Consider the following 25,535-nt stretch of genomic DNA (forward strand, 5'->3'; position numbering starts at 1 on the left):
GGGATAGGGGCCTCGCGGGGCGCGCCCCGCGAGGCCTGAGCCGTCAGCGGGCCGCCGTGGCGACCTGGCGGATCACGGACGCCAGCTGGTCGCGGGCCTTTTCCGCCATGGCCTTTCCGGCCGTGTCGCTCTCGTGGATGAAGGTCGTGAAGATCCGCGCCCTGTTTATGTAATAGACATGGCGGAATTCCGTCGTCCGCTCCGGCAGGACGCAGGTGGCCTCGCCGATCCGCAGGGTGATTTCGCGAAGCTGCTCGACCGGGCCCAGGGACGACCTGAATTCCCCTGAACAGCTGTTCTTCAGCACGGTGACATAGGATTCGGTCAATTCCGCAAGGCTGCGGTTGTCGATGATGCTGACCTCGCGGATGCCGCCGAACACTTGGCCGTACTTCCAGGCGAATGTCGCCGGCCTCTGGTCGGGCGCGACCCGGTCCAGCGAAACCGGGACGATCCCGGCCATGCCGGCGGCGGACAGCAGGTTGACCAGCGCGTCGGGCAGGGCGGGTCCCAGGATCGGGGGAGCGGCGGCCGGTGGCGGGACGGGGTCCGGAGCGGTCCCGGCGGGAGGAGCCGGCATCGGAAGCACCGAGGCGACGTTCACCGCGGGGGACTCGCCGACCGGGGGCGGGACCAGCTCGGGCGCTGCTTCCACAGCTTGGGCATTCCCGGGCGTCGGCGGCGTGGCCGTCGCGGCGGCCGGGGTGGCGGGCGGCTCCGCCTGGACCGCGGCCGGCGGGGGCTCGGGGACCGCGGCCGCCGCTTCCGTCGGGGCGGGAACCTTCGGCGCATCGGCGGCCGGACCGGGAATGGGGGCCGGCGGCGCGTCGGCGGCTGGGCCGGGAGTGGGGGCCGGCGGTGCTTCGGTGATCGTCAGGGGCTTCGCAGCCGTCCTCCCGTCGGACTGGACGCAGCTGTTCAGGTTGGCCAGCGCGGCGCCGCTGCCGCGCAGGCTGAGCGACAGCTTCACGTCCGGATTGTCGATGGCCAGCGTGTTGCCGCGGCGGATCGCCTCGAAGAAGGAAGCGTCCTTGCCCAGCGAGACCGCCAGGGCGGACGGTCTGGTGACCAGCCCCGAACCCTGCCGCGTGCCGCGCTGGTCGATCGTCAGTTTCGTCGGCAGCAGGGATTTCGGATTCAGCCTGGGTTCGGGCAGGCCGATTATCACGACGACCTCGTCGGCCCTGTTCTTCGCGATCAGCAGGGCATGCCCGTTGTCGTACCGGGTGCCCGCGGCGCAGTAGTCGAACTCGCCGCCTTCCCGCGACACGGCCGTGACCGCCCAGTCCTCGGCCGGGAGCGAGACCGCGGCGGCCCGCTTGGCGGCGGGCTTTTCGGCCGCCTTCTCGACGGCCCGCGCGGAACCCGCCGGCAGGGCGGGGCCGAGCGCCAGTCCCAGGCCGACGGTCCACAGCATCCAGTGGTTCATGACGATTTTTCCAGGTGTCATCGCTGTTCACATGTCATCGAATCGGAGCCGGACGGGGCGGCACGGCCGTGCAATCGGGAATTTCCCGGAGCGCCGCCGGCCACTCATCCAGCCAGCCCTTGTCGTGGCTGGCACCGGGGACCTGCAGGATGCGCAGGCAGGCATCGGGCGCCGCGCGCCGGGCGTAGCTGTCGGCGACCAGCCGGGGCACGATGCCGTCCCGCGCGCCGACCAGGTGCAGTTGCGGCAAGGCGCCCAGGCTGCGCGCCGAGTCGGACGGGTCGAGCGATCCGGACAGCGGCGTGATCCGATGGTGGGATGTCCACGCCGCAGTGGCGAGGTTTCCCGCCACGCTGACCACGGCCGTCACGTCGGGCCGCCTGGCCGCCAGCAGGACGACGGCGCCGCCCCCGCCCGAATAACCGATCAGCACGAGCCTTCGGGAAGATGCCGGAACCGCCCGGTCGATCGCGCCGTCCAGCGCCGCCACCACCGGCTCGGCGAGGCGGCGCGAGGTCCAGAACGCCGGCTCGCACGAGTCGCGGGAGCCCGCCGGCCGGAACTGGCACGGCCGCGCCAGGTACAGGACGTTGGGTCCGCCGTCCCGCGCGGCGAGCCGCAACGCCATGGGGTTGAGCGGAGTGGGATCCGACGACGGGTCGGAGGGCGACGACCAGGCGTAGCCGTCGCCCTCGACATAGACGTGGACGGGTTCGCCCGGCTTGTCGAAGCGCGACCAGACGGCGATGTCGAACCCGCCGGAGCGCAGGGTGGACCGGGCCAACCCGCCTTCGGCCGCGATGCCGGCCGCCGCCGATCCGCGCTCGGCCGGGCTGGCCGTGCAGCCGGCGGCGAGAAGCGAAGCCAGGAGAAGCGCCAGCCGGCGGCGCCCCCGCGGCATCCGCGGCGGCGGCCGATCGGACGCGGTGCCGGTGGGCTCAGTCACGGCGCAGTTCATGGAGCCTGTTCCTGAGCTCGGGTGTCAGGGGGATGACCCGCTCGACGCCCGCGTCCATCGCGCGCAGCAGCCGGGCCTGTCCCAGGTTTCCCCACTCGGCGGTCGGTGCCATGGCGATGCCCGTGAACCACAGGGCGACGGGATCGTCGGGGTTGCGCAGCAGCAGTTCGTTGCCGACCCGGATCGCGACAGGGCCGTTGTTCGACGTCACCAGCAGGTCGAGGAAAGGAACGGCAAGGTCGACCCGGTCGGGCAGCTGGTCGAGCAGGGCGAACAGCTTCTGGCTCCAGCCGGGGACCTCCCACTCGCGCAGGCGGTCGAGTCGGGGATCGCCCATCTTGGTCGCCAGCTCGTCGCGCATGATCAGCGTCAGCGACTTCAGCCGGATGCTCGACGGCAGGTCTGCGGCGTGGCGGTCGACCGCCCGAAGCAGGGTTTCGAACCAGAAGACCTCGCTTTCCGTCAGCGGTTGCCCGTTCTGACCTTTCGCGGCGAGTTCGTGCGTCAGGTCCAGCGCGATCCACCACAGGTGCGAGCCGCCCTGCCCGTGATCCCACAGCAGGATCGGCGGCGTGTCCGGCGACGGCGGCCGGCCGGACCTGATCACCGCGAGCAGCCGTTCCGAGTCTGCGGCTACCCGGACCGCGAGGACCGATCCGGCGGCGAGCGTCACGGCGACGATCAGCGCGATGCCGGTAGCCAGGTGGCGCGGGGTCCCGGTGCCGACAGGGCTCCGGCGCCGCCTCACGCCACCCGCGGTCGCGGCGAAGGCGACCGCCTGGAACGGAACCGCGACCGGCAAGGTGAACCAGGCCGCCAGAAGTCCGGCGATCGCCACCCAGACGGCGCACAGCAGCGCGCGGGACCGGCGGCGGGCGCACAGGATCGCCGTGACCGGCAGGGCTGCCATCAGGATGCCGCCGGGCAGTCCCGCCGACAGGATCGCCTCCAGATAGGTGTTGTGGGTATGGAAGGCTCCGCCGCCGGTGCTTCCCAAGGACTGCTGCCAGGTCTCGGTGACCGCGCGGACGTCGCGCACCCGGTGCAGGAAGCTGTAGAGGACGTCGTTGAACGAGCCCCAGCCGGCGCCGTGCACCAGCAGCATCGGGTCGGACCGGAGCGCCTCGAGCGCCACCAGGATCATCTCGGTGCGCGACAGGGGCGATTCGAGTCCCTTGGCGGTGCCGAGCCAGTACATTCCCGCCGGGACCGCCACGGTCAGGCCCAGTGCCGTTGCGACGGCCAGGGCGCGCCAGGTGCGTCCGGTCCCGATCGCCTGGGCCAGGATCAGCATGGCGGGAATCGCCGCCGCCGCGATGCCGATCGCGGTCTTGTTCTGCGACGTCGCGACGATCGCGCCGCCAAGCGCCAGGGCGGCCGCCATCCGCAGAGGGCCGGGGCCGGATGACGCGCGGCCGGCGACCCGCTCGAGTCGGCGGGCCAGCGGCGCCGGCCACCGGAGGCTCTTGTCGCTCGCGACGATGGCCATCACGGACAGGCCCAGGAGCGCCGCGAACTCCGGCCAGACCACCGGGCGCCAGGGAGAGCCGATCGGCTCGCCGACATTGAGGACCAGCAGGGTGACGCCGGAGACCGCCGCCGAGCCGACGATGGCTTGGCGGACCCGCCGGCGCTGCCACAGCGCGAGCGTCAGCGCCGTCAGGACGGCGAGGGACGCGTACCAAAGTACCCCTTCGCCGGTCTGCGGCGGTCCCATGGCCGACCGCACCGGGAGCGGAGCCGCCAGCGACGCCGCGGCCGACCAGAGCGCCAGCGCCGAGGTCGCCAGGGTCAGGGGATGGGTGAGGGCGGCTGTCACCGGGTAGCGCAGGGCGGCCATCAGCGCGAGGCATAGTGTCGCGGCGGCCGCACAGGCGAACAGCGCCGCGACGACCGGTTCCGACTGGTACCACACGCCGAACGCGAACGGTTTCAGCGCGGGCACGAAGATGAAGAACGACGCCGACACGATCGCTCCGCCCGTGGCTGTCAGCCAGGATGGCGCAGCACTGGCGGATCGTTCCGCCGATACCGCGGCGGGGCTCACGGTCGAAGGCCCGTCCGATACGGGGGAGTTGGCTGGCACCCGGATTATCCTCTCAGCGACCCGTCCAGGGCCTTTCATGACGCGGCCCATGCCGCCGACGCGGGGCGGTGCTCGGCCCCCCCGGCCGCCGTCCCGGATTGGGTCCCGACCAGGTCCGGCAGGCTCCCGCGGAGGCCGCTTCGGCGATCGCCACTATCGAGGCGAGTATTTAATGTTGCCTTAACGCTGATTTATTCCAATCGAAGGGTCGGGCACATGGGATGGGGGCCATTCCGGGGTGTGCATATCCTGATAATCACTGCCGAGGTGTGTCTTCACGGCCATATACCCGAACACGACCATTGCGACGCACGTGATGCGATTATCGGTACTTGATCCTTCTCCGAAGATTGTTTACTCATGATGGTACGCAGTTCGAAATTTGCAGAACTTTGCCGCATTCGCCGCAGGGGGCACATTTATGTTGATCAATAGACGTCGTAGGCAGCAGGCGGTACTGCTTGCAACCACATCGGTATTCGCGTTCAGCGCAGTATTCTCGGGCGCCGGCAGCGCCTACGCTCAGGCCCAGTCCGTCACGGCGGTCGCGACGGTCAGGACGACCTCCACCGTCGCCGCGTCCGAAACAGTCGTCGGAACGGCGGACAAGCCCGTGGCGATCGAACTGATCGGCGGCGGCACGGTCGAGAACCGGGGCACGATCCGCGGCTTCGCGAACAGCTCCGCCATCGTCGTCACCGGCGTCGCCTCCGCCGCGACCAAGATCGACAACTACGGCACGATCGAGGCGAGCAAGGACCCCGGCAACACGGCGCGAAACGTCGCCGCGATCTATCTCGCCAGCCGGGCTGACATCATCAACCGCCCGACGGGCGTGATCCGGGGCACGGGCGGTGCCGACGGCATCATCGTCGCGACCGACGTCGCCAACGGGGACACCGGCGGGTCGACGATCACCAACGAAGGCCTGATCTCCAGCGACAGCGGCAACGCGATCTCCGTCTACGGGGCGATGCGCAGCATCACCAACAGCGGCACGATCATCTCCCAGACCGGCACCGCCATCTATCTCGGCGCGAACGGCTCGATCTCCGACGGGATCACCAACAGCGGCACGATCCAGGGCGGTCCGGACGACGGTTCCGGCAAGGCGATCGACGCCTCGCTCAGCTCGGCCGGCCTGACGGTCATCAACTCCGGCAAGATCGTCGGCCAGGTCCTTTTCGGGTCGGGCAACGACGAGTTGCGCCTGCTCGGCGGCAGCATCACCGGCAACGTCAGCGGCGGCGCCGGCACCAACACCGTGAACGCGGTGAGCGGCACCTCCACGCTCAACGGCAGCATCTCGGGCTTCAGCGCCTTCACCATCGCCTCGGGCGCCAAGGTCAACCAGAACGGCTCCATCGCCGCGACCACGGTGACCAACTCCGGCACCCTGGATGTCGGAAGCGCCACCCGCACCATCACCGGCAACTACGTCCAGACATCGACCGGCACCCTGGCCGTCACGATCACCGACGCCGCCCAGGGCCAGCTCTCGGTCAGCGGAACGGCCAGCGTGGACGGCAAGGTCGCGCCGAACACCGGGTCGCGGACCGCCACGGTGGCTCCCGGCACGTCCCTGACGGTCCTCGAGTCGACCGGCACGCTGACCCTCGCGTCGACCGCCGGCATCGACAACACCAACGCGATCGAAAAGTTCGTACTGTCCCAATCGGGCAACCAGCTCCGGATCACCCGCGAGGCCGGTATCTCTCCCGACGCGCCGGTCCAGAAGGCGATCAACGCGATCAAGACCGGCACGGTCTCGACCGGCGGCAACGCTTCGGTCGCGACAACGACCGTCGCTCTCGAGTCGGCGCTGACCACGATCGTGGACCAGCCCGGCGGCTTGTCGCAGCGGATCACCACCGTGGGGTCGACGACCTCCCTCGGCAGCATCCTGTCGATCTTCCAGAGCTCGACCGTCACGATCAACGGCACCTCGGTCCAGCTGACCCAGACCCAGGTCAACGACATCGTCTCACAGTTCGTCAGGGAACTGACGCCTGACTTCAGCATCTCCGCCACGGGCGCCACCGTCACCAACGCGATCAGCGCTGCGTCCACGACGACGGTCAGCACCCGTATCGCGTCCATGCGCGGAGCGGACAGCCAGACCGGCATGGCCGCCGGTGACATGGTCGGCCGCGGCATCGAGATGTGGGCCCAGCCCTACCTGTCCACCTTCACGCAGGATCTGAAGGACGGCGTTTCCGGCTTCCAGGCCGACAGCCGCGGCCTGACGATCGGTGCGGATACGGTGGTCGCCGACAACCTGCGCGTCGGCCTGGCGGTCGGCTATGCGAACACCGACATCGACGGCAAGGACGCTTCCGTCGGCGATACTTCGGATATCGACAGCTACCAGGCGACGCTGTACGCCAGCTACAGCCCGGCTCCGTGGTTCGTGGACTTCCAGCTGGGCTACGGCTTCAACAAGAACGACCAGACCCGCAAGTTCAACGTCACCCAGGCCTCCAGCGGCTTCTCGACGATCGAGAACCTGACGGCGGACTTCGACTCCTCCGCCTACCGGGCCCGCGTCGGCGGCGGCATGACGACGAACCTCAACGGCTTCGAACTGACGCCCAACCTGTTCCTGCAGTACACCTACTCCGATACCGACTCCTACCAGGAGACGGGGTCGAACGGTGTGTCGATGGCTTCCTCCGACAACACGTCGTTCCAGGCCGGCATCGGCTTGCGGATCGCCTATCCCGTGGCGATCGAAGGCGGGCGCCTGATCCCCGAACTGCGCATCGGTTACACGCGTGAGTTCAACGACGACGCTCCGTCCAACAACTTCACCATGGTCAACCTTCCCGAGCTCGCCTCGACCATCAAGGGGGCCAAGCCGAGCCAGGACATCTACAATGTCGGCGTCGGCCTGACCTTCCTGTCGAACGACAAGCTGACCATCTCCGGCAACTACGACTATCAGGGCACCGACTCGAGCGACGGCCACGTCGGTTACCTGCGCCTCCGCTACAAGTTCTGATGCGGACGCTCGTCTGAGCAGCGGCAGGGGCTCCATCCTCCGGGATGGAGCCCCTGTTGTTTTGTGCGCCAGCCTAGAAGTGATGGACCCATGAACAGGATCAGGTCCGATGGGGCCGGAGCGCTCGTCCTGTTCTCCGGCGCGATACGGTTGGGAGCGCTGGCCGCCTCCCTCTTGCTGCCACTCCATGCCGCCGCGCTGGCCTGGGACGAGGCGGCGTCGCACGCGCGCCTGGAACGGGCCGCGATCGCGAAGGCCGCCGGCATCGAAGCGCTTCTCGTCCCGGCCAATCTTCTTGAAACCGAAGCGTTCGACCTTCCCGACGGGGTCCAACCCCTCCTGACGGAGCTGCTTCGAAAGCCGGTCGAGACCGCGACCGGGGGGACCCAGCTCGCCGACCGGGTCGTCCGGGAACTGGGTCTGGAGAAAGCAGCGGACATGCTCCGGTCGTGGGGCCGTCGCGACGCCGCCGAATCCGGGCAGACAGCCCTCCGGGATCGCCTCGCGGACTATGGGCGGACCGTGGCGGACCTGCTGGCGGAGCTTCCCCAAGCTCCCGCCTGCTGCGACGTCCCTGCCATCCTTGCCGATCTCCGCGCCGGCGGACCGGGCGCCGCCACCCTGGCGGCCGTGGGAGGTTCCGCGGCCGGGGATGCCGCCCGGCGACTAGCCCCCCGATTCGCCGCCGTCCTGGAGGCGCTGGTCGGCGACATGGCCGGGCTGGCCGTCTGGGGCGACGGCTTCGTCCAGGACGGGTCCGGGGGACGGATCCTGATCGGCGGAACCGGTGACGACCGCCACCGGATCGAACCCGGCACGATCCTGGTCGTCGATCCCGGCGGCAACGACAGCTACGAATTCGCCGGCCCGGTGGCGGGCGATCGAATGACGGGCGGCCAGTTGACGGTCGTCGACCTCAAGGGCGACGATCGCTATCTCGGAGATCCCCTCGCGATCCGGTCGTTCGTCGCCCTCGCGGACCTCGGCGGCGACGACATCCACGAGGGCGGTACGGGGACCCAGGCCGCCGCCCTCGGGGGTGTTGCGGTCCTGATCGACCGCGCCGGAAACGACCGCTACGTCGCGGAAACCTTCGGGCAGGCCGCCGCCGCCCTCGGGGTCGCCGTTCTGATCGACGGGGCGGGGGACGACTCGCGCGGGATCGGCGAGCGCGGGCAGGGGTTCGGCCAGGCCCAGGGTATGGCGACCGGGATCAGGGCCAGCCACGGGGGCGGTATCGGCGTCCTGCGGGACGACTCGGGGGACGACACCTACGTGCTGGAGATGTTCGGGCAGGGTGCCGGCTATTTCACCGGGATCGGCGTGCTGGCGGACGGGGCGGGGAACGACCGCTACGAGGGAGTCCGCTATGTCCAGGGCGCCGGGGTCCATGGCGGGATCGGACTGCTGGCGGACCGGGGCGGGGACGACGCCTATGTCGCGCGCCACGGCGTCGGGCAAGGCATGGGCCTGGACATGGCGCTGGGCGCTCTCCAGGACGATGGCGGCGGCGACGCCTACGAGGCCGGCAGCCTGGCCCAGGGGGCTGGAACGGCGAACGGCATCGGGGTCCTGCTGGACGGCGGGGATGCGGACAGCTTCTCCCTTGCCGCCGAGGGCTGGGGGCGCGATCATGCCGCGCGCGGCCTGCCCGGGGTCTCGTTCCTGGTCGGCGCCGGTCCGGAAGACCGCTTCCTGAGGAACGGCGAGGCCGTGGGGGTCGACCTGGATCGTCCCGACGGCCCGGCCGGCGGTCCACCTTATCGAATCGACCCACCCGGCGACTATGCCTGTCCCGCGGACGCACCTCCGGCTCCGGTGCCGGATGTCGGGGGGAACCTAACGGAGCTGATCCGGCGCAGCGCTCCGATGCAGGGTGACGGGGCTGAAGCGCTGGCGGCGTGGGCCGCGCTGGGCGGGCTGCTTCCCGGCGGGATGCCGGCCCTGCTCCGGGCGGTGCCCGACCGCGACTTCGCGACCGGCTTCGCCCTGCTTCAGGCGGTTCGCTGCCACCTGCTGGACGCCGGCCCCGAATCCCGGGCGGCGGTCTGGGCCGGGGTGCTGGAAGACCTGGATGCCCGCCGCCCCGTCGGCCAGCCGTGGCTTCACGCCCGCCTCGCCGGTCTCTCCAGGCCCGCCGAAAGCGAATCGGGCCGGGCGGTCATCGATCGGCTTGCGGCGCATCCGGCCTGCTCGGCCCGGGTCGGCGCCGTGGAACTGGCGGGCGGTGCCGTAAGGGCGGACTCGGCGCCGCCGGCGTGGCTGGCGGACTTCCTTTCCGGCATGCTCGGCGACCTGCTGGGGCAGTCCCCCGGGGATCGTTGCCTGCGGCTCGCCGCCGCGCTCCTGCGCCTTGCCGACCGAATCGGCGACCCCACCCTGGCCGGGCGCGTCGCGGAACTGGTCGCGGTCCTGCCGCCCTTCCTGGCCGACCCCGCGATCCGCTCCTCCCTTCGGCCGCCGCCCTGAGGGGGCCTTCCTATGGAACGGGGGTCATGACCAGCCAGTCGCTCCACCGGTCGCCGCGGCCCGCCAGCCCGACGCGCATCCGGACCTTGCCGTAGGGCAGGATGAAGGTCTTCCAGTAGGCGGCGTCGACCGGCCCGAACTCCCGCACGGATCCCTTGACCTCCAGTTCCCCCTTCAGGCTGAGCAGGCCCTCGCCGGCCTCGTACTGGATGACATAGTCGGTCGCCGGGTCGCCGGCCCACTCCATGCGGAAGCCCCCGGACACCTGCTGGTGGGATACGGTCCCGCTGGCCGCCGGCACCCGCCAGACCGGCGCCGCGCCGTCGCCGCCGGGGTTCGCCGCCGCCGGCCTGACGATCCGGCGCGCCGCGAAGGCCGACTCGAGCGGCCCCGACAGCCGTTCCACGGTACCGGGATGCAGGGCGGCGACGTCGGCAAGCTCCCCGGGGTCCGAGCCCAGGTCATAGAGCCGGCGGGAAACCACCGCGCCGTCCCGATGGTCCAGGTGGAGCTTCCATCCGCCCTCGACGATGGCCGTGCGATAGTCGCGAATCGCGTCCGGGTCGGGTTCCTGGAAGCCGGCCCTGCTGGTCAGCGCCATCCAGGGGCGGTCCGGGGCGATCGGGTCGGCCAGAAGGTCGCGCCCGGCCAGGGGCAGTTCCGCCGCGATGCCCAGCCGACGCATCACCGTCGGCATGATGTCCAGATGGTCGGTCGGCGCTTCGACGACGCGCCCGCCCGGCTCGTTCCGCCCGCCGCCGGCCCCGGGCACCCAGAGGAACAGGGGGATGCGGGTCACCTCCTCATGGAGGTGCCCGTCATGGGTGGTCGAGGCATGGCCGACATGGCCGCGCTCCAGGTGCTCGTCGCCATGGTCGGCGGTCACCACCAGGATGGTGTCGCGGTCGAGACCGCTTGCCTTGAAAAAGCTCCAGAACCGGCCGAACCAGGCATCGAACTCCCGGTAGGTCCCCGCATGCAGAGCGGCGATAGCCGGCCGATCGGTCGGCTCGAAGGCGACCGTGCCGGTCCGGATGGTCGGCCGGGTCATCACGGCGTCCATGCGCTCCCGGGCGGCCTGGTCACCGGCGGGCAGCAAAGCCGCCAGATCCGGCATGAAGTCGGCGGATGGCCGGTAGGGCAGGTGGGTCGGCAGGTAGTGGTGCCACAGGACGAACGGCGTCGCGGCGCCGGCCTGGCGTTCCAGCCAGGGCACCGGTTCCTCCCCGGGTTCGATCGCCAGCCCCAGGCCGCGGAAGGTGTCGATCTGCATGAAGCTCTGCAGCCCGGTCACCCGCCATCCCAAGTCCGACAGGGTTTCCAGCGGCACCTTCCACTCCGGCGGCACGGCTTGGCGCTGGGCATGGACTCCCTGCGCGAAGGGGTTGGTCCCGGTCAGCACGGAGATCACGTTGGGCGCCGTCCAGGCCGAGATGGTCCGGTGGCCGGTGAACCGGATTCCCGATTCGGCGGCGGCGGCGAGCAGGTTCGGCGTGACGTCCGGCCGGACGAAGTCGGCGCGGAAACTCTCCACGGTCAGGATCACGACGTTCAGCCGCTTCGGCTGCCCATGGCGATGCCACGCGGCATAGCCGGCCAGTCCCAGCGCGAGGGCGAGGACGGCGGCGGCGAGGCTAATTGAAAACGAGCGGCGCGACATGGGGCATCACCGGGTAGAGGGCCAGGGGAAGGGTGATCCAGGCGAGCGCCGTGGCGGCGTGCCCGACCGCCGGACCCGACGCCGTCGCGCGGGCCGCCGCCAGCAGGGCCAGGCCGGCCGCCAGGACGGGCAGCCCGAGCCAGACAGGCGGCGGCATCCCGCGATGATCGACCAGCTGGAGCACCAGGAACAGGACGGCACCGGCCAGGGCCGCGGCCGCCGTCGCGGTTCGGCGGTCCGGGCGGAACGGGACCGCCGGACCCGTCCACAGCCCGATGCCGGCGGCCAGCAGGGCTCCGGCCGCACCCGACACGCCGTTCACGGCCATGTCGCGCAACCCGTAGGTCCGGTTCGGGTGGAGGCCCTGGAGCATCTCGTCATGGATGCCGAAAAGCAGGGCGAACAGCACGGCGGTGCCGGTCAGGGCGGCGCCGCCGACATGGTCGGACAGCGCCCTGCGCAGCACCAGCGCCAGCAGCAGATACTGCGGCACATGGATGCGCTTGGCCGGAAAGGCGGGGTCGGTGATCAGCAGCCCGAGGGCGATCAGGGCCGCGGCGGCCATGACGGCGCCGGGCCGCAGCCTGGTCGGGCCGCGCCCGCGGACCAGCCACGGGACGCAGCCCAGGGCGGCCACCAGCGCCGCGAAGGGAACCAGGCCGGCCCGCTCGCCGCCCAGGGCGCCGACCAGCATCCCCCAGATTTCGAAGGTATTGACATAGAGGATGACGAGCAGCGCGGCGGCGGGATAAAGATACCGCCCGGCCGGAACCGTCCGGGGAATGTCAGTTGTCATATCCGAGTATTCGATAGGCTATAAATGAATTAACCCCTCGTTCACGAAAACAGGGGTAACTGCGCAAAGCAACACCGGATGGTCTAAAGTCCGACCGCCCGGTACTCAACAGGATCTTTGTGACGAATTCCGGGCGGCCGTCCATGACAGTACACCGACTTCCATGTCCTATGCCGAACTGACATATCGTTCGCACAACCCGTTGAAGCGCCTCGTCCAGGGCCACCGCTACCGCGCGATGCTGGGGCAGGTGGCGCCGGGGGCGGATATCCGCGTGCTGGATTACGGCTGCGGCGACGGCTTCTTCCTCAGCCTGCTCCAGCGGCGGGGCGTGGGACCGGACCGGCTGACCGGCTACGAACCCTTCGCGTCCATGGCGGCTCAGTTCGCGGCCGGCGCCGGCCGTCCCCGGCTGGTCGAACACCCGTCCGGACTGGCCGGCCTGGCGGAGGAGCGGTTTTCCCACATCTTCTGCATGGAGGTGCTGGAGCATCTGGACGACCCGGAACTGGCGGAGGCGCTCGACCGGATCGCCGCGCTCGCCGGCCCCGAGACCCGGATCATCGTGACCGTCCCGTCGGAACTGGGGCCGGCGGGCGCGGTCAAATGCCTCTTCCGGGCCATGTCGGGAACGGAACGGGTGGATCATGAAACCGTTCGGTCCGTGCTGGCGGGTCGGCCGCCGCCCCGCCTGGTCAGCGATACCCCCGAGGGGCGGTATATCTATTCCCATATCGGCTTCGACCAGCGGCGGGTGGAGGCGGAGCTGGCGAGTCGGTTCCGGGTAGAGCGGCGGTTCGGCATACCGTTCCGGTTCCTGCCCCTGTCCGTCAACAACGAGGTCGCCTTCATCTGCCGCCCGCGCTGAGGAGACGTCGCCATGGATGATCCGGAGCTTTTCCCCTCCGCCCCGCCGGTGCTGGTGCTCGGGGCGAGCAGCCTCGTCGGGCCGTACCTGCTCGCCCGGCTGGCCGCCCGCGGGCGCGCCGGCATATGCGCCGGGCGGCGCCCTCCGCCCGGCGGAACCATGGCGGCGCCGGGCTTCCCCTGGCTCCGGCTGGACGTGGCCGACCCTGCCGGCTGGGCGGTGGAGCCGGGCGCCGCCGTGCAGTCGCTGATGCCTTTGTGGCTCCTGCCGCCGCTTCTGCCCCGCCTCGCCGGGGCGGGGCAGATCGTGGCGCTCGGCTCGACCAGCGTGCAGGCCAAATCCGACAGCGCCGACCCGGAGGAGCGCGCGGTGGCCCGGCGCCTCGCCGACGCCGAGCGCGCGATCGCGGCGTTCTGCGCCGATGCCGGCATTCCCTGGACCATACTGCGCCCGACGCTGATCCATGACGGCCTCCGCGACGCCAACGTGACCGCCATCGCGCGCTTCGTCCAGCGGTTCGGCTTCTTTCCCGTCGGCATGCCGGCCCGCGGCCTGCGCCAGCCGATCCACGCCGACGATGTCGCCGGCGCCCTCGTGGCGGCTCTCGGCAACGGACTCGTGGCCGGGCGGTCGATCGACCTGCCGGGCGGCGAGACCCTGACCTATCGCGAGATGGTCCGGCGCGTCTTCGTGGCGCTGGACCGGCCGGTCCGGATCGTGCCGCTGCCCGCCGGCCTGCTCGCCGCAGGCATCTCCGTGGTCCGCCGGGTGACCGGGGTGGCCTACAGCCCGGCGATGTTCGCTCGGATGAACCAGGACCTGGCGTTCGACGGCGGCGACGCGGTGCGGTTGCTGGGCTATGCCGCCCAGCCTTTCCGCCCCCGCTTTTCGGCCTCGCCGCCGGATTTGGCCGCCCCCTGAGCCAGCCGCCCGAACCGCAGCAGCCCGGTGATCCCGCGGACGGCCCCCCTCCGGGCCAGGCTGGACAGGCGCAGCAGGAAATATCCCCAGACCAGGAAATTGACGAAACCCAGGAAGAAGCCGGGATACAGCCCGGTGAAGTTCTTGCGGAAATACCGGGTGAAGCCGCGCGCCTTGCACCACTCGATCCGGACGACCGACGCGTCGCTCGTGCTCCGGTAGTGGATCAGGCTGACCTGCGGGACGAACAGGACCGTGCCTCCCCTGCGGGACATCGCGAAGCACAGGTCCAGGTCCTCCACATGGAGGAAATAGCGCTCGTCCATGCCGCCCAGCGTCAGGTAATCCTCCAGGGGCATCAGCATGCAGGCGCCGCTGACCGCGGGAACCGCCGTGATTGTCTCCGGCAGCGGCTGGTCGTGCTGGTTCAGCCGCCGGAAATAGGGATGGTTGGGAGCCATCCGGTCCAGCCGCAAGGCTTCCACCAGGGTCAGCCAGGGCGTCGGCAGCTCGCGCCGGGAGCCGCGCTGGTCGGTTCCGTCGGGATTGACGATCCGGCACCCCGCGACCCAGGGCCGGGGCGCCGGCCCGGTCAGCCGGATCAACTCGGCGAGCGCCCCCGGCTGCAGCACGCAGTCGGGGTTCAGCAGCAGAAGATATTCGCCGCGGGCTCCGCAGGCTCCCAGGTTGCAGGCGGCCGCATAGCCGATGTTGCCGTGGCCGGTGACCACCCGGAACCGCGGGTCATGGGTGGCGCGGGCCAGCAGCGCGCCGGTCACCGCGGCGGGATTGCCGTTGTCCACCAGGACCAGTTCGATCCCGACGTCCTGCGACAGGACGGCCGCGATCGCCTCGTCCAGGACCGGGCCGGTGTGATAGCTGACCATGACGATCGTGACGGTCGGCTGGCCCTGCCGCGCCGGGCGCGGGGCGTCCCTTTCGGGCCGCGCAGCGCCGGGGGTGTCTTCAGGCCCCGCCGGCCGCCGCCTCTTCGAATCGAGATAAACGATCTTGTTCATTCAAATGGACCTTCATGTATCAATAGCGTGCCGGGATCCGGGAAATTCCGGTGGAAATCACTTCGTCAGGACAGTCGGCAGGGGGCCGGCGGCCCGGCGGGAGGGAGGAGCCAGGGGACGGGCGCGCCGGCCCATGAGCCCCGTGACGGACCAATCCACGGCGCGCGCCACGGCGGCGGCGGACAGTCGGCGCCGGGCCTGGATCGCGCGCCGGTCGGCCATGACCGGCCCGATATGGCGGACCGCGTCGCGCAGGCCGCGCAGCATCGGCCCGGCCTGGCCCAGGGCAGCACCCCTGGCCAGCAGCAGGCCGTTCGCGGCGAGATGGACGGGGAGCAGCCCGATCAGCAGCGGGGCGGGCATGTTCTTGACGAACATCCAGATCCGGTTGCGGGTGCTGTGGTAGGTGGCGAAGTCGCTGCGCCGGCCCGTGATCGCCGAGCCGACATGGAGGACCCGGGCGGAGGCGACCTGGATGCAGCGCTCGCCCGCCAGGCGCAGCCGGAATCCCAGGTCGACGTCCTCGCAATAGCAGAAGAACCTCTCGTCGAACCCTCCCGCCGCCAGGAAGGCGTCGCGGCGGTAGAGGGCCGCGGCCGCGCACGGCGCGAAGACCTCGCCTTCCGGGGGCAGTTCGGATACCGGCGCGCCGTGATGCCCGCGCCAGACCAGGCCGCTGGCATGGTAGACGTCGCCGGCGCCGTCGAGCCGGCCGGGGGACGCGGCATCGATCTGCGTCGATCCGAACATCGCGACATCGGGATGGCGGACGGTCGCGTCCGCCAGGGCCTCCAGCCACCCCGGTTCGGGAAAGGCGTCCGGGTTGAGCATGGCGATCCAGGGCTCCCGCGTCAGGCCGGCCGCCAGGTTGTTGGCCGCCGCGAAGCCGAGATTGGCTCCCGGAAGGACCAGCCGGACCCGCCGCGCGAGCGGACCGGACAGGCGCTCCAGGAAGGCGGCGGACCCGTCCGTCGAGAGATTGTCCACGACGACCACCTCGCGCGGCAGCACCGTCTGGGCCGCGAGGCTGTCGATGCAGCGGCTCAGCAGGGACCCGCCGTTGTGGTTGACGACGATTACGCAGACGGGAGCTTCGGTCGTCACGGTGAAGGGGCCTCGCTTCCGCCGTTTTCTGGTCGCGGGAAGTGCTACCACGGAAGGTTTATTCTAAAGGGGTAGCAAGCGCCTCAACAACACCAAAATCCGCATATCGCTGGGACATCTTCCTGCCGATCCGCTCAAGGTGCCGACCGGAACCCCGCAGTGGTGGCGAATATACCGGAATATGCAAAGATCTTCTCGCGATGGCTGTGTGTGCTCCCGCAAGGGTGGCAAATCGTAGTTAACGAACGGTTCACACTTTGGTGGTAGCTAATCTATGCCTTCCGGCGGAGCGTCCTCCGCCGAACGTTGGGGACAGGGCGATGCCAGCGACGACCGACGTATTTTTTGCCGCGCCGCGTGACCGGTTCTTAATCCAGTCATGACAATCATGGGGAAGTTTCACCAACCGGGACCCGGAACAGAGCCATGAAGATCATCATCACCGGCGCCGCAGGCTTCATCGGTTCGGCCGTGGCGCGGCACCTCCTGCGGGACACGAACGCCTCCATCGTGTGCCTGGACAAGATGACCTACGCGGCCCATCCCGATACCCTGGCGCCGATCATCGACGGGGTGCGGGCGGTGTTCGAGCCGGTCGACATCTGCGACCGGGCCGAGGTCGAACGGGTCTTCCGGGAGCACCGGCCCGACGCGGTCATGCACCTGGCCGCGGAGAGCCATGTGGACCGGTCGATCGAGATCCCCGGCGTCTTCATCGAGACCAACGTGGTCGGCACCTACGTGCTGCTGGAGGCGGCGCGCCGCCACTGGTCGGAGCTGACCGGGGAGCGGCGGGACGGCTTCCGGTTCCACCATGTCTCGACCGACGAGGTCTACGGCTCGCTCGGGCCGACCGGCAAGTTCACCGAGGAGACGCCCTACGCGCCCAGCTCGCCCTACTCGGCGAGCAAGGCCTCGGCCGACCACATCGTCAACGCCTGGCACCATACCCACGGGCTGCCGGTCGTCGTCAGCAACTGCTCGAACAACTACGGCCCCTACCAGTTTCCCGAGAAGCTGATCCCGCTGATGATCATCAACGCGCTGGAAGGCAAGCCGCTGCCGGTCTACGGCGCCGGGGCCAATGTCCGCGACTGGCTGTTCGTCGAGGACCACGCGGCCGCGCTGGTGCGGATCCTCACCGCGGGACGGGTGGGGCAGAAATACAATGTCGGCGGCGATGCCGAACGGAGCAACCTCGAGGTCGTGCACGCCATCTGCGACACGCTCGACGGGATGCTGCCGCGCGAGAGGCCCCGCCGCGACCTGATCACCCATGTGGCCGACCGGCCGGGCCATGATCTCCGCTACGCGATCGACGCGACGAAGATCCGCCGCGAACTGGGCTGGGAACCGTCGGTGACCTTCGAGGCCGGCCTGCGCCGGACCATCGAATGGTACCTGACCAACCAGACCTGGTGGCAGCCGCTCCGCTCCGCCGTCTATGGCGGGCAGCGCCTCGGTCTCGGCGCCCTCGAAACCACCCGCAGGCTGGAGGTTGTCGCCTCGTGACGGAAACCATGGAAAATACCGCATCCCCCCGGACGCTTCTGGTGTTCGGCCACCACGGGCAGGTCGCGACCGCGCTTCGCGAGGCGGTTCCGCCCGCCGGCTGGAGCATCCGGACGATCGGCCGCGACGGGGTCGACATCGTCGACCGCGCCGGCGTCGAGCGGGCCGTCCGGGAGAGCGGCGCCGCGCTGGTGATCAATGCCGCCGCCTATACCGCCGTCGACCGCGCCGAGAGCGAGCCCGACCAAGCCTTCGCCGTCAACCGCGACGGCGCCGCCCATGTCGCGCAGGCCTGCGCCCGGGCCGGCCTGCCGCTGATCCATCTCTCGACCGACTATGTCTTCGACGGCAAGGCGGCCGGCCACGCCTACCGCGAGACCGACCCGGTCAACCCGCTCAGCGCCTACGGCGTCAGCAAGGCCGCCGGCGAGCAGGCGGTGCGGGCGGCGGGCGCCCGGCACGCGATCGTCCGGACCTCCTGGGTATACGGCCCGCACGGCCACAATTTCGTCCGGACCATGCTGCGCATGGGCGACGAGCGGCCGGAGCTGGGCATCGTGGACGATCAGGTCGGCTGCCCGACCGCGGCGGCCGACATCGCCGACGCCCTGATCGCGATGGCGGCCCGCATCCTCTCCGAGCCGGCACCCGCGGAGGCGGGGCTGTTCGGCACCTTCCATTTCGCCGGGGCGGCCCGCATGACCTGGTACCGCTTCGCCCGCGAAGTCTTCTCGCTCGCCGCCCGCCACGGCCGCGGCACCCCGGGTCTGCGGCCGATCGCGTCGCTGGACTATCCCACCCCGGCGGTCCGGCCGGTCAATTCGGTGCTCGACTGCTCCCGGCTGGCGGCGGTCTACGGCATATCCAGCCCGCCGCTCCGCTCCAGCCTGGAAACCTGCATCGCCCGCCTGTGCGAGGCCCGGATGGAAGTGGCGGCCTGACCGGGTCCGGAGGGTGCGCGTCCCGCGCACCTTGGGCGGCGGGACGCCGCCCCTCCGCGGAAGCTTCCGGTCAATCGCCCGCTTCGGCCTCGGCGACCTGCGGCTGGGCGTTGCGGCGGCGGCGCAGGCGAATCGCCGGCATGACGTTGATCATGGAGGTCGCCAGGGCCGCCAGGTAGGGCAGCGACTGCACGACCAGCAGGCCGGCCCACAGGAAGGCGTCGCGGTTCTCGTGGCCGAACACCGCCACGATCGCCGCCGCGGCCAGCCACAGGCCGAGCATCAGCCCGATCTCCTCCCGCGCGTGCAGCAGCCCCTGGACGATCGCCGGCTGGTTCTCGCATTTGGGCGTCCGGACGAACGGCCGGCCGGAGGTGAACATCCCCTGCCAGATCGCCCGCCCGACCGTGTGGGTCAGCGCCATGCCCGCCACCGCGGCGCCGATCTTCTGGGGCCAGGTGCAGCGGACCCGCGCCTCGTAGAGCCACAGGCTGCACACGATCTTGAAGCCGAACACCGACAGGGTCGGGACCATGAAGACGGTCGGCGGGAACTCGAAATATTTCGGGAAGGCCAGCAGCCCCAGCGACCAGAACACCGCGGCCGCGGCGAACGCCATGTGCGCCGCGTCGGCGAACCAGGGCAGCCAGCCGGTCAGGAAATGATAGCGCTGGGCCGTCGTCAGCGTGCGGCTGCCCGGCATCATCTCCCGCCAGTGGCGCTTCAGGATCTGCACCGCGCCGTAGGCCCACCGGAAGCGCTGGGTCTTGTAGGCGGCGAAGCTGTCCGGCACGAGCCCCCGGCCGAAGCTGTCCGGCATGTAGACCGCCTCGTACCCGGCCTCGAACAGGCGCAGGCCCAGCTCGGCGTCCTCGGTGATGCACCACTCGCCCCAGCGGCCGACCTCGACCAGCGCCGACTTGCGGATCAGCGTCATGGTGCCGTGCTGGATGATGGCGTTGCGCTCGTTGCGCTGGATCATGCCGATCTTGAAGAAGCCCTGGTACTCCCAGTTGCACATGGCCTGGAAGGTATCGTGGCCCCAGTCGCGATAGTCCTGCGGCGACTGGACGAACCCGACCTCTGCGCGCTGGAAATAGGGCACGGTGGAGGACAGCCAGGCGGGATCGACCTGATAGTCGCTGTCGATCACCGCGACGATCTCGGCGTCGGGCGCGGTGTGGTCCAGCCCGAAATTCAGGGCGCCGGCCTTGTAGCCCGGCCATTTCGGCAGGTGGAAGAAGCGGAAGCGGTCGCCGAGCTGGTGGCAGAAGGCCTCGACCGGCCGCCACACGGCCTCGTCCCGGGTATTGTTGTCGATGATCAGCACTTCGAAGTTCGGGTAGTCCAGCTTCGCCAGCGCGTTCAGCGTCTGCATGACCATGTGCGGCGGCTCGTTGTAGCAGGGCACATGGATCGACACCTTGGGCGCGTCCGGCCCCGGCGCCCCCCGGGCCGGCTCGAACCGGCGGCGCCAGCGGTCGGTCCAGACCACTTCGGTCAGCTCCAGCCCGTCGAACAGCATGACTGCCAGCAGCACGACCTGGCAGGCGAGCAGAACCGCCCAGGCGATCTCGGTGGTCACCGCCATGCCGAAGGACATCGCCGAGGCGCCGGTCCAGACCAGGATCGAGGCGCTCGCCTGGATCAATGCCGCGTAGAAGAACTGACCGCTCGGCTTCAGGTCCGACCGGCGGAACACGAACCACAAGGTCGGCAGGAACGCCATGGCGATCGCGACGGCGCACAGGACCGGCCAGTCCGGCACCTCCAGGATGCCGCCCGACAGCGGGAACTTGGGCTGGCGTATCGCGTCCCACATGCCCCAGTTGGCGCCCGCCGTGCCTTCCAGCGTCCGCTTCCACGGCTGGTCGAAGGCTTCCATCACGTAATAGTCCAGCCGCTCGCGCGCGGCGACATTGAAGAAGGTGCGCAGGAACTTGGCCTGGTTGACCAGCGACGCCTCGGCGCCGCGCCGCCACGGGCCGTCGCTGGGCCAGCCGATCTCGCCGATCAGGATGTGCTTGCCGGGGTATTTCGCCTTCAGCTCGTTGTAGCGGAACAGGGCGTACTCGACGGCGCCCTCGGCCGGCACTCCCTCCCAGTAGGGCAGGATATGGACGGTGATGTAGTCCACCGCCGCCACCAGTTCGGGATGGTCCAGCCAGACGTGCCACGGCTCGGCGGTCGAGACCGGGACGTCCACCTGCCGCTTGACCCGCTCGATGTTGGCGATCTGCTGGGGCACCGTCACGTCGGTGCGCAGGATCGCCTCGTTGCCGACCAGCACGCGGCGGACATTGTCATGATGCCGGGTCACGCGCACGAGGCTGGCGATCTCCGCCTCGTCCACTTCCGGTATGCCCTGGATCCAGGCGCCCTGGGTGACGGTCAGGCCGTGGCGGCGGGCGGCCTGGGGGATCAGGTCGGCGCCGTTGAGCGAGCTGTAGCTGCGCACGCTCTTGACGTGGCCCGACAGCGCCGAGATGTCGCGCTCGATGTCGGCGGGGCCGGGATGGCGTCCCTCGATCGGGTTCTGGTCGACCTGGTAGGGGCTGAGCGCCACGCCGTTGATCAGGCCGGCCCAGGAGCGCTCGTCCTCGGGCCGGTTGGATAGCGCCCAGGCGCCGAGATTGCCCAGCATGACGAGCATGAGTACGAGGATCGCTGATGTGCGCATGTCTTGTCGGCTTTCCGTTATTCTTCTTGCTCGCCGACACGTGGCGCGGCGCCGCCATAGGACAGGACCTGTGACCTATTGCACCAGAACGCACGAAACCCCTTGGCATCGGGATCGGGTCGCGGCCCCGATGCCATCCACCGGCGATGACTCTCCCTGCGGGAGTCGTCTCCGGCACTGCTCAACTAACGCGAAGCCATAGATTCCACAACGCGCCACGCGGGTGCGATGCGGCATTTTATCTGCTTATCATGTAACTTAAACTACAATGCGCTTCATATGCTCGTAAACCCGCCCATTCCGTGGGCCATGGGACAAACATGTGCCGGCGCGCGTTATTCCGTTCGACGCAGCGGGGCAGGGAGGAAAATCCGATCATGTTCAAGCTTCACGACAGGCTGGCCGCCGACACCGTGCTGGTGCATCCCCTGACCTTGTGCCAGATGCTCTGCATGAACAACCGGGTCTGGCCCTGGCTGATCCTGGTGCCGGCGCGGCCCGACGTGACGGAACTGCATCACCTGTCGGCGGACGACCGCGCCCTGCTGATCGAGGAGATAGCCCAGGCGTCGGCGCTGCTCGAAGGGATGTTCCGGCCGGACAAGCTGAACGTCGCCGCGATCGGCAACGTCGTGCCGCAGCTGCATGTCCATGTGGTGGCGCGGCGCCGCGACGATCCCGCCTGGCCCAACCCGGTTTGGGGCAGTGGCATCGCCGAACCCTACGCCCCGGCAGACCTCGACTCCCTGGTGCTGCGCCTGCGGGACGGGCTGGAGACATGACCGCCGCGGACGGCCGCTTCGTCACTCCGCCGGGCGCGCCTGCCGACGGTTCTCCCGCACGGGGGCCTTGCGCTCGCCGGTGATCAGCCGGGCGCCGCGCTGGTAGGTCGCGTAGGCGACCAGCCACTGCATCGTGACGAGCAGCCGGTTCCGGAAGCCGATCAGCAGATAGACGTGGACGACCCCCCACAGCAGCCAGGCGACGAAACCCTTCAGCTTCGTCTTGCCGAAGTCGGCGACCGCCGAGTTGCGGCCGATGGTCGCCAGGTTGCCGCGGTTCTTGAACCGGAAGGGCGGCATCGGCTCGCCCCGGGTCAGATGGGCGTGCAGGTGCCTGCCGACATGCTCGCCCTGCTGCTTGGCCACCTGCGCCAACCCCGGCAGCGGCTGGCCGTCGTCGTGCATCGCCAGCGCGGTGTCGCCCAGCACGAAAATGTCGGGATGCCCGGGAACACCGAGGTCATCCCCCACCTTGACCCGGCCCGCCTTGTCGGTCTCCACGTCCAGCCACGTCCCGGCGGGCGAGGCCCTGACGCCGGCGCCCCAGACGATGGTTCCGGCCGGCACGACCCTTCCCCCGACGGTGACCCCCTCGGCGGTCACGTCCTCGACCGGAGTATCCACCATCACGGTCACGCCCAGCTTCGTCAGCGCCCGGTGGGCGTATTCGGACAGTTCGGGCGGGAAGGCCGGCAGCACGCGCGGCCCAGCCTCGACCAGGATCACGCGCGCCGTCTCGGGGTCGATGTTGCGGAAGTCGCGGGCCAGCGTGTGGCGCGACAGTTCGGCGATCGCCCCGGCCATCTCGACGCCGGTCGGACCGGCGCCGACGATCACGGTGGTCATCAGGCTCTGCTGCTTGGCCGGGTCGGGGCAGATCTCCGCCTGCTCGAAGGCCATCAGCACCCGGCCGCGGATCTGCCGGGCGTCCTCGATCGTCTTGAGGCCCGTGGCGTGGCGCTCCCACTCGTCATGGCCGAAATAGCTGTGGGTGGACCCGGTCGCGACGACCAGCCGGTCATAGGAAACGGCGGAACCGTCGGCCAGCGCCACCGACCTGGCCTCCTTGTCGATCCCGACGACCTCGCCCAGCATCACCTCGATGTTGGCGTGGCGGCTGACGATCCGGCGGATCGGCTCGGCGATGTCGGCCGGCGACAGGGCGGCGCTGGCGACCTGGTAGAGCAGCGGCACGAACAGGTGATAGTTGCGCCGGTCGATCAGCGTGACGTCGATCTCCTTCCCGCCCAGCTCATTGGCGGCGGCCAATCCCGCGAATCCGGCGCCGATGACGACCACGCGCGGGCGTCCTCCCGCTCGGCCGTCATGCCGGCCGGCGGGAGCGGCGGCGGAATGCGGATCTGCGGCTTCCTTGGCGGCGGTCATGGTTTCGTCCTCGCAGCGTTCGGTAACCATGCCCTTGAAATGGCCGCGACGCGAAAGGGTTCCCTGTGCGCCAAGCGTTCCGCCACCGGAAGCACTCCAATGGACACCTTGGCATCGGACCCCATCGGGCCACCTTGTAAAGACAGGAACACGAGGAGGACGGGATGAAGAGATCGCGAAGAATAAAGCTTACGATGCTCGGCGCCTCGGCCATCGTGCTGACCGCCTGCGAAGAACGCGTCGAAACGCAGGTATACGAGACGGTCGAGCAATGCCTGGCGAACGTCGAGGAACACCCGGACGACTGCCGCCGCGACTTCGAGAGCGCCAGGGCGACCCACGTCGAAACTGCGCCCCGTTACACGTCGCAGGCCGATTGCGAGGCTGAATTCGGCGACGGCAGATGCGAGGCGGGACCCGCCGGCCAGCAAACCGAGGCCGGCCAGGGCGGATCGTTCTTCATGCCGGTCATGATGGGCTACATGCTGGGCAATGCCCTGGGCCGGACCAGCATGGCGGCCCAGCCCCTCTACCGCCCGCTGGTCAACGGGACGCCCGGATCGTTCCGGACGCCGGGCAACGTCGATGTCGGGTCTTCCGTGGGGCGGACCAGCGTCCGGCCCTCGGCGGTCAACGCCCCCGTCGCGAATGCCGGGCAGGCCATCAGCCGCGGCGGCTTCGGCGCCCGGGGTGCCGCCACGGGTACGGGCGGCTGATCCGGTGGAACGGATCGGCCTCGCCGCCCGGCCCGATTGGCGGGACACGGCCGCCGAGGCGGGCTTCACCTTCCACTCCGAGAACGGTCCCTACTGGGACGAGACGGCGGCCTACCGCTTCACCCTGGCGCAGGTCGAGGAGATCGAGGAAGCCACCGAATCGCTGGAGTCGCTGTGCTATCAGGTCGTCGACCGTGCCGTCGGGGACCCCGCCGTCCTGGACCGCCTTGCCATACCGCGCGGGTTCCATGACCTGGTCCGGCGGAGTTGGACGGACCGGGAGCGCAACCTCTACGGCCGGTTCGACTTCAGCTACGACGGCGGGACCCCGCCGAAGTTGCTCGAATACAATGCCGACACGCCGACCTCCCTCTACGAGGCCGCCGTGTTCCAGTGGGTGTGGCTGGAGCAGATGATCGGCCGCGGCGCCTTGCCCAGGGGCTCCGACCAGTTCAATTCCCTCCACGAGCGGCTGGTCGAGTCCTGGAAAGGCGTGGGCGTCGTCGGCGACCGCCTGCACCTCGCCGGCGTGATGGACGCCGAGGAGGACCGCGTCACCGTGGCCTACCTCGCCGACTGCGCCCGGCAGGCCGGCTTCGCCACCGAGGAAATGGACGTCGCGGAGATCGGGGTGACCGCCGCGGGGGATTTCGTCGACCTGCGGGACCGCCCGATCAGGACGCTGTTCAAGCTCTACCCCTGGGAGTTCATGGTCCGGGAACAGTACGCGGCCAGCCTGCTCCGCCGGAGCACCCGGTTCATCGAGCCCGCCTGGAAGATGATCCTCTCCAACAAGGGCCTGCTGGCGCTGCTGTGGGAGATGTTCCCCGGCCATCCGAACCTGCTTCCCGCCTTCTTCGACGGGAGCGAACACGGTCTGGCGCAACCTTTCGTCCGGAAGCCGCTGCTGTCCCGGGAAGGCGCCAACGTGGAGATCGTCGGCCTGCTCGACGCGGAGGACGGCCCCTACGGCGCCGAGGGTTACGTGGTCCAGCAATACGCCCCGCTGCCCCGCTTCGACGGGAACTACCCCGTGATCGGTTCCTGGGTGGTCGCCGGCCAGCCCGCCGGCATGGGCATCCGGGAAGACACCTCCCCGGTGACCCGCAACACCAGCCGCTTTATCCCGCATTTCATCCAGGGTTAGCGCCCGGCCATGGGAGGGTGCGCGTTCCGCGCACCTTGGGCGGCGGGACGCCGCCCCTCC

At 69.9% G+C, this 25,535-nt stretch carries 18 protein-coding genes; 9 read left to right on the forward strand and 9 right to left on the reverse strand.

The window, feature by feature from the left end; genetic code table 11:
- Nucleotides 1-43: 43 nt before the first annotated feature.
- The 3 genes from JL100_RS03180 to JL100_RS03190 are packed head-to-tail and all read right to left on the reverse strand — an operon-like array spanning nucleotide 44 to nucleotide 4,356.
- Nucleotides 44-1,429 carry a hypothetical protein gene (locus tag JL100_RS03180; RefSeq protein ID WP_202682851.1) on the reverse strand — a complete coding sequence of 462 codons (1,386 nt, stop codon included), beginning with the start codon at nucleotides 1,427-1,429 and terminating at the stop codon, nucleotides 44-46.
- Nucleotides 1,430-1,463: 34 nt separating this feature from the next.
- Nucleotides 1,464-2,375 (reverse strand): alpha/beta hydrolase, encoded by a 912-nt coding sequence (locus tag JL100_RS03185; RefSeq protein WP_202682852.1) that lies wholly within the window; start codon nucleotides 2,373-2,375, stop codon nucleotides 1,464-1,466.
- Entirely contained in the window at nucleotides 2,368-4,356 is a 1,989-nt protein-coding gene (locus JL100_RS03190) for an O-antigen ligase family protein (protein ID WP_202682853.1), read from the reverse strand. The genes JL100_RS03185 and JL100_RS03190 overlap by 8 nt, the downstream gene beginning before the upstream one ends.
- 538 nt (nucleotides 4,357-4,894) lie before the next feature.
- On the opposite strand from JL100_RS03190, the gene JL100_RS03195 reads away from it, so the two are divergent.
- Nucleotides 4,895-7,474 carry an autotransporter family protein gene (locus JL100_RS03195; RefSeq protein ID WP_202682854.1) on the forward strand — a complete coding sequence of 860 codons (2,580 nt, stop codon included), beginning with the start codon at nucleotides 4,895-4,897 and terminating at the stop codon, nucleotides 7,472-7,474.
- Nucleotides 7,475-7,564: 90 nt separating this feature from the next.
- Nucleotides 7,565-9,943 (forward strand): hypothetical protein, encoded by a 2,379-nt coding sequence (locus tag JL100_RS03200; protein WP_202682855.1) that lies wholly within the window; start codon nucleotides 7,565-7,567, stop codon nucleotides 9,941-9,943.
- A gap of 10 nt (nucleotides 9,944-9,953) precedes the next feature.
- Here the strand turns inward: JL100_RS03200 and JL100_RS03205 are convergent, their stop codons facing one another.
- Both JL100_RS03205 and JL100_RS03210 read right to left on the reverse strand, forming a co-directional pair.
- The gene (locus JL100_RS03205; protein ID WP_202682856.1) at nucleotides 9,954-11,603 is read right to left on the reverse strand and encodes a sulfatase-like hydrolase/transferase; all 1,650 of its coding nucleotides are present in this window, start codon (nucleotides 11,601-11,603) and stop codon (nucleotides 9,954-9,956) included.
- Entirely contained in the window at nucleotides 11,578-12,399 is an 822-nt protein-coding gene (locus JL100_RS03210; RefSeq protein ID WP_202682857.1) for a VanZ family protein, read from the reverse strand. The genes JL100_RS03205 and JL100_RS03210 overlap by 26 nt, the downstream gene beginning before the upstream one ends.
- A 163-nt stretch (nucleotides 12,400-12,562) precedes the next feature.
- Between JL100_RS03210 and JL100_RS03215 the strand changes: the two genes are divergently transcribed.
- Both JL100_RS03215 and JL100_RS03220 read left to right on the forward strand, forming a co-directional pair.
- Nucleotides 12,563-13,267, forward strand: coding sequence for a class I SAM-dependent methyltransferase (locus JL100_RS03215; protein WP_202682858.1), 705 nt, complete (start codon nucleotides 12,563-12,565; stop codon nucleotides 13,265-13,267).
- Between the two features lie 12 nt (nucleotides 13,268-13,279).
- Nucleotides 13,280-14,188, forward strand: coding sequence for an NAD(P)H-binding protein (locus tag JL100_RS03220; protein ID WP_202682859.1), 909 nt, complete (start codon nucleotides 13,280-13,282; stop codon nucleotides 14,186-14,188).
- On the opposite strand, the gene JL100_RS03225 is transcribed toward JL100_RS03220, so the two are convergent.
- The gene (locus JL100_RS03225; RefSeq protein WP_202682860.1) at nucleotides 14,125-15,207 is read right to left on the reverse strand and encodes a glycosyltransferase family 2 protein; all 1,083 of its coding nucleotides are present in this window, start codon (nucleotides 15,205-15,207) and stop codon (nucleotides 14,125-14,127) included. The genes JL100_RS03220 and JL100_RS03225 overlap by 64 nt on opposite strands.
- Nucleotides 15,208-15,264: 57 nt before the next feature.
- Entirely contained in the window at nucleotides 15,265-16,311 is a 1,047-nt protein-coding gene (locus JL100_RS03230; protein WP_202682861.1) for a glycosyltransferase family 2 protein, read from the reverse strand.
- 426 nt (nucleotides 16,312-16,737) lie between these two features.
- Between JL100_RS03230 and rfbB the strand changes: the two genes are divergently transcribed.
- Nucleotides 16,738-17,823: a dTDP-glucose 4,6-dehydratase gene (gene rfbB, locus JL100_RS03235; RefSeq protein WP_202682862.1), complete on the forward strand. Its 1,086-nt coding sequence runs from the start codon at nucleotides 16,738-16,740 to the stop codon at nucleotides 17,821-17,823.
- An 8-nt stretch (nucleotides 17,824-17,831) separates the two neighbouring features.
- Nucleotides 17,832-18,764 carry a dTDP-4-dehydrorhamnose reductase gene (gene rfbD / locus JL100_RS03240; RefSeq protein WP_267133599.1) on the forward strand — a complete coding sequence of 311 codons (933 nt, stop codon included), beginning with the start codon at nucleotides 17,832-17,834 and terminating at the stop codon, nucleotides 18,762-18,764.
- A 70-nt stretch (nucleotides 18,765-18,834) separates the two neighbouring features.
- On the opposite strand, the gene JL100_RS03245 is transcribed toward rfbD, so the two are convergent.
- Nucleotides 18,835-21,444 (reverse strand): glycosyltransferase, encoded by a 2,610-nt coding sequence (locus JL100_RS03245; protein ID WP_202682864.1) that lies wholly within the window; start codon nucleotides 21,442-21,444, stop codon nucleotides 18,835-18,837.
- 377 nt (nucleotides 21,445-21,821) lie between these two features.
- On the opposite strand from JL100_RS03245, the gene JL100_RS03250 reads away from it, so the two are divergent.
- Nucleotides 21,822-22,226 (forward strand): HIT domain-containing protein, encoded by a 405-nt coding sequence (locus JL100_RS03250; protein ID WP_202682865.1) that lies wholly within the window; start codon nucleotides 21,822-21,824, stop codon nucleotides 22,224-22,226.
- A gap of 21 nt (nucleotides 22,227-22,247) precedes the next feature.
- Here JL100_RS03250 and JL100_RS03255 read toward each other — a convergent pair whose 3' ends face one another.
- The gene (locus JL100_RS03255; RefSeq protein WP_202682866.1) at nucleotides 22,248-23,612 is read right to left on the reverse strand and encodes an NAD(P)/FAD-dependent oxidoreductase; all 1,365 of its coding nucleotides are present in this window, start codon (nucleotides 23,610-23,612) and stop codon (nucleotides 22,248-22,250) included.
- Nucleotides 23,613-23,776: 164 nt separating this feature from the next.
- Here JL100_RS03255 and JL100_RS03260 point away from each other — a divergent pair, with 164 nt between their 5' ends.
- Together JL100_RS03260 and JL100_RS03265 are read left to right on the forward strand one after the other, a co-directional pair.
- Nucleotides 23,777-24,328: a DUF1190 domain-containing protein gene (locus JL100_RS03260; RefSeq protein WP_202682867.1), complete on the forward strand. Its 552-nt coding sequence runs from the start codon at nucleotides 23,777-23,779 to the stop codon at nucleotides 24,326-24,328.
- 4 nt (nucleotides 24,329-24,332) lie between these two features.
- Entirely contained in the window at nucleotides 24,333-25,475 is a 1,143-nt protein-coding gene (locus JL100_RS03265) for a glutathionylspermidine synthase family protein (RefSeq protein ID WP_202682868.1), read from the forward strand.
- Nucleotides 25,476-25,535 lie beyond the last annotated feature (60 nt).

Origin of the sequence: Skermanella mucosa, assembly GCF_016765655.2 — a bacterium.
GTDB classification, from domain to species: domain Bacteria; phylum Pseudomonadota; class Alphaproteobacteria; order Azospirillales; family Azospirillaceae; genus Skermanella; species Skermanella mucosa.

Coding starts and splice junctions, on each gene's coding strand:
- JL100_RS03215 (WP_202682858.1), top strand. CDS start 12,563: ATGTCCTATGCCGAACTGACATATCGTTCGCACAACCCGTTGAAGCGC.
- rfbD (WP_267133599.1), top strand. CDS start 17,832: ATGGAAAATACCGCATCCCCCCGGACGCTTCTGGTGTTCGGCCACCAC.
- JL100_RS03255 (WP_202682866.1), bottom strand. CDS start 23,612: ATGACCGCCGCCAAGGAAGCCGCAGATCCGCATTCCGCCGCCGCTCCC.
- JL100_RS03210 (WP_202682857.1), bottom strand. CDS start 12,399: ATGACAACTGACATTCCCCGGACGGTTCCGGCCGGGCGGTATCTTTAT.
- JL100_RS03245 (WP_202682864.1), bottom strand. CDS start 21,444: ATGCGCACATCAGCGATCCTCGTACTCATGCTCGTCATGCTGGGCAAT.
- JL100_RS03220 (WP_202682859.1), top strand. CDS start 13,280: ATGGATGATCCGGAGCTTTTCCCCTCCGCCCCGCCGGTGCTGGTGCTC.
- rfbB (WP_202682862.1), top strand. CDS start 16,738: ATGAAGATCATCATCACCGGCGCCGCAGGCTTCATCGGTTCGGCCGTG.
- JL100_RS03200 (WP_202682855.1), top strand. CDS start 7,565: ATGAACAGGATCAGGTCCGATGGGGCCGGAGCGCTCGTCCTGTTCTCC.
- JL100_RS03250 (WP_202682865.1), top strand. CDS start 21,822: ATGTTCAAGCTTCACGACAGGCTGGCCGCCGACACCGTGCTGGTGCAT.
- JL100_RS03225 (WP_202682860.1), bottom strand. CDS start 15,207: ATGAACAAGATCGTTTATCTCGATTCGAAGAGGCGGCGGCCGGCGGGG.
- JL100_RS03260 (WP_202682867.1), top strand. CDS start 23,777: ATGAAGAGATCGCGAAGAATAAAGCTTACGATGCTCGGCGCCTCGGCC.
- JL100_RS03195 (WP_202682854.1), top strand. CDS start 4,895: ATGTTGATCAATAGACGTCGTAGGCAGCAGGCGGTACTGCTTGCAACC.
- JL100_RS03180 (WP_202682851.1), bottom strand. CDS start 1,429: ATGAACCACTGGATGCTGTGGACCGTCGGCCTGGGACTGGCGCTCGGC.
- JL100_RS03205 (WP_202682856.1), bottom strand. CDS start 11,603: ATGTCGCGCCGCTCGTTTTCAATTAGCCTCGCCGCCGCCGTCCTCGCC.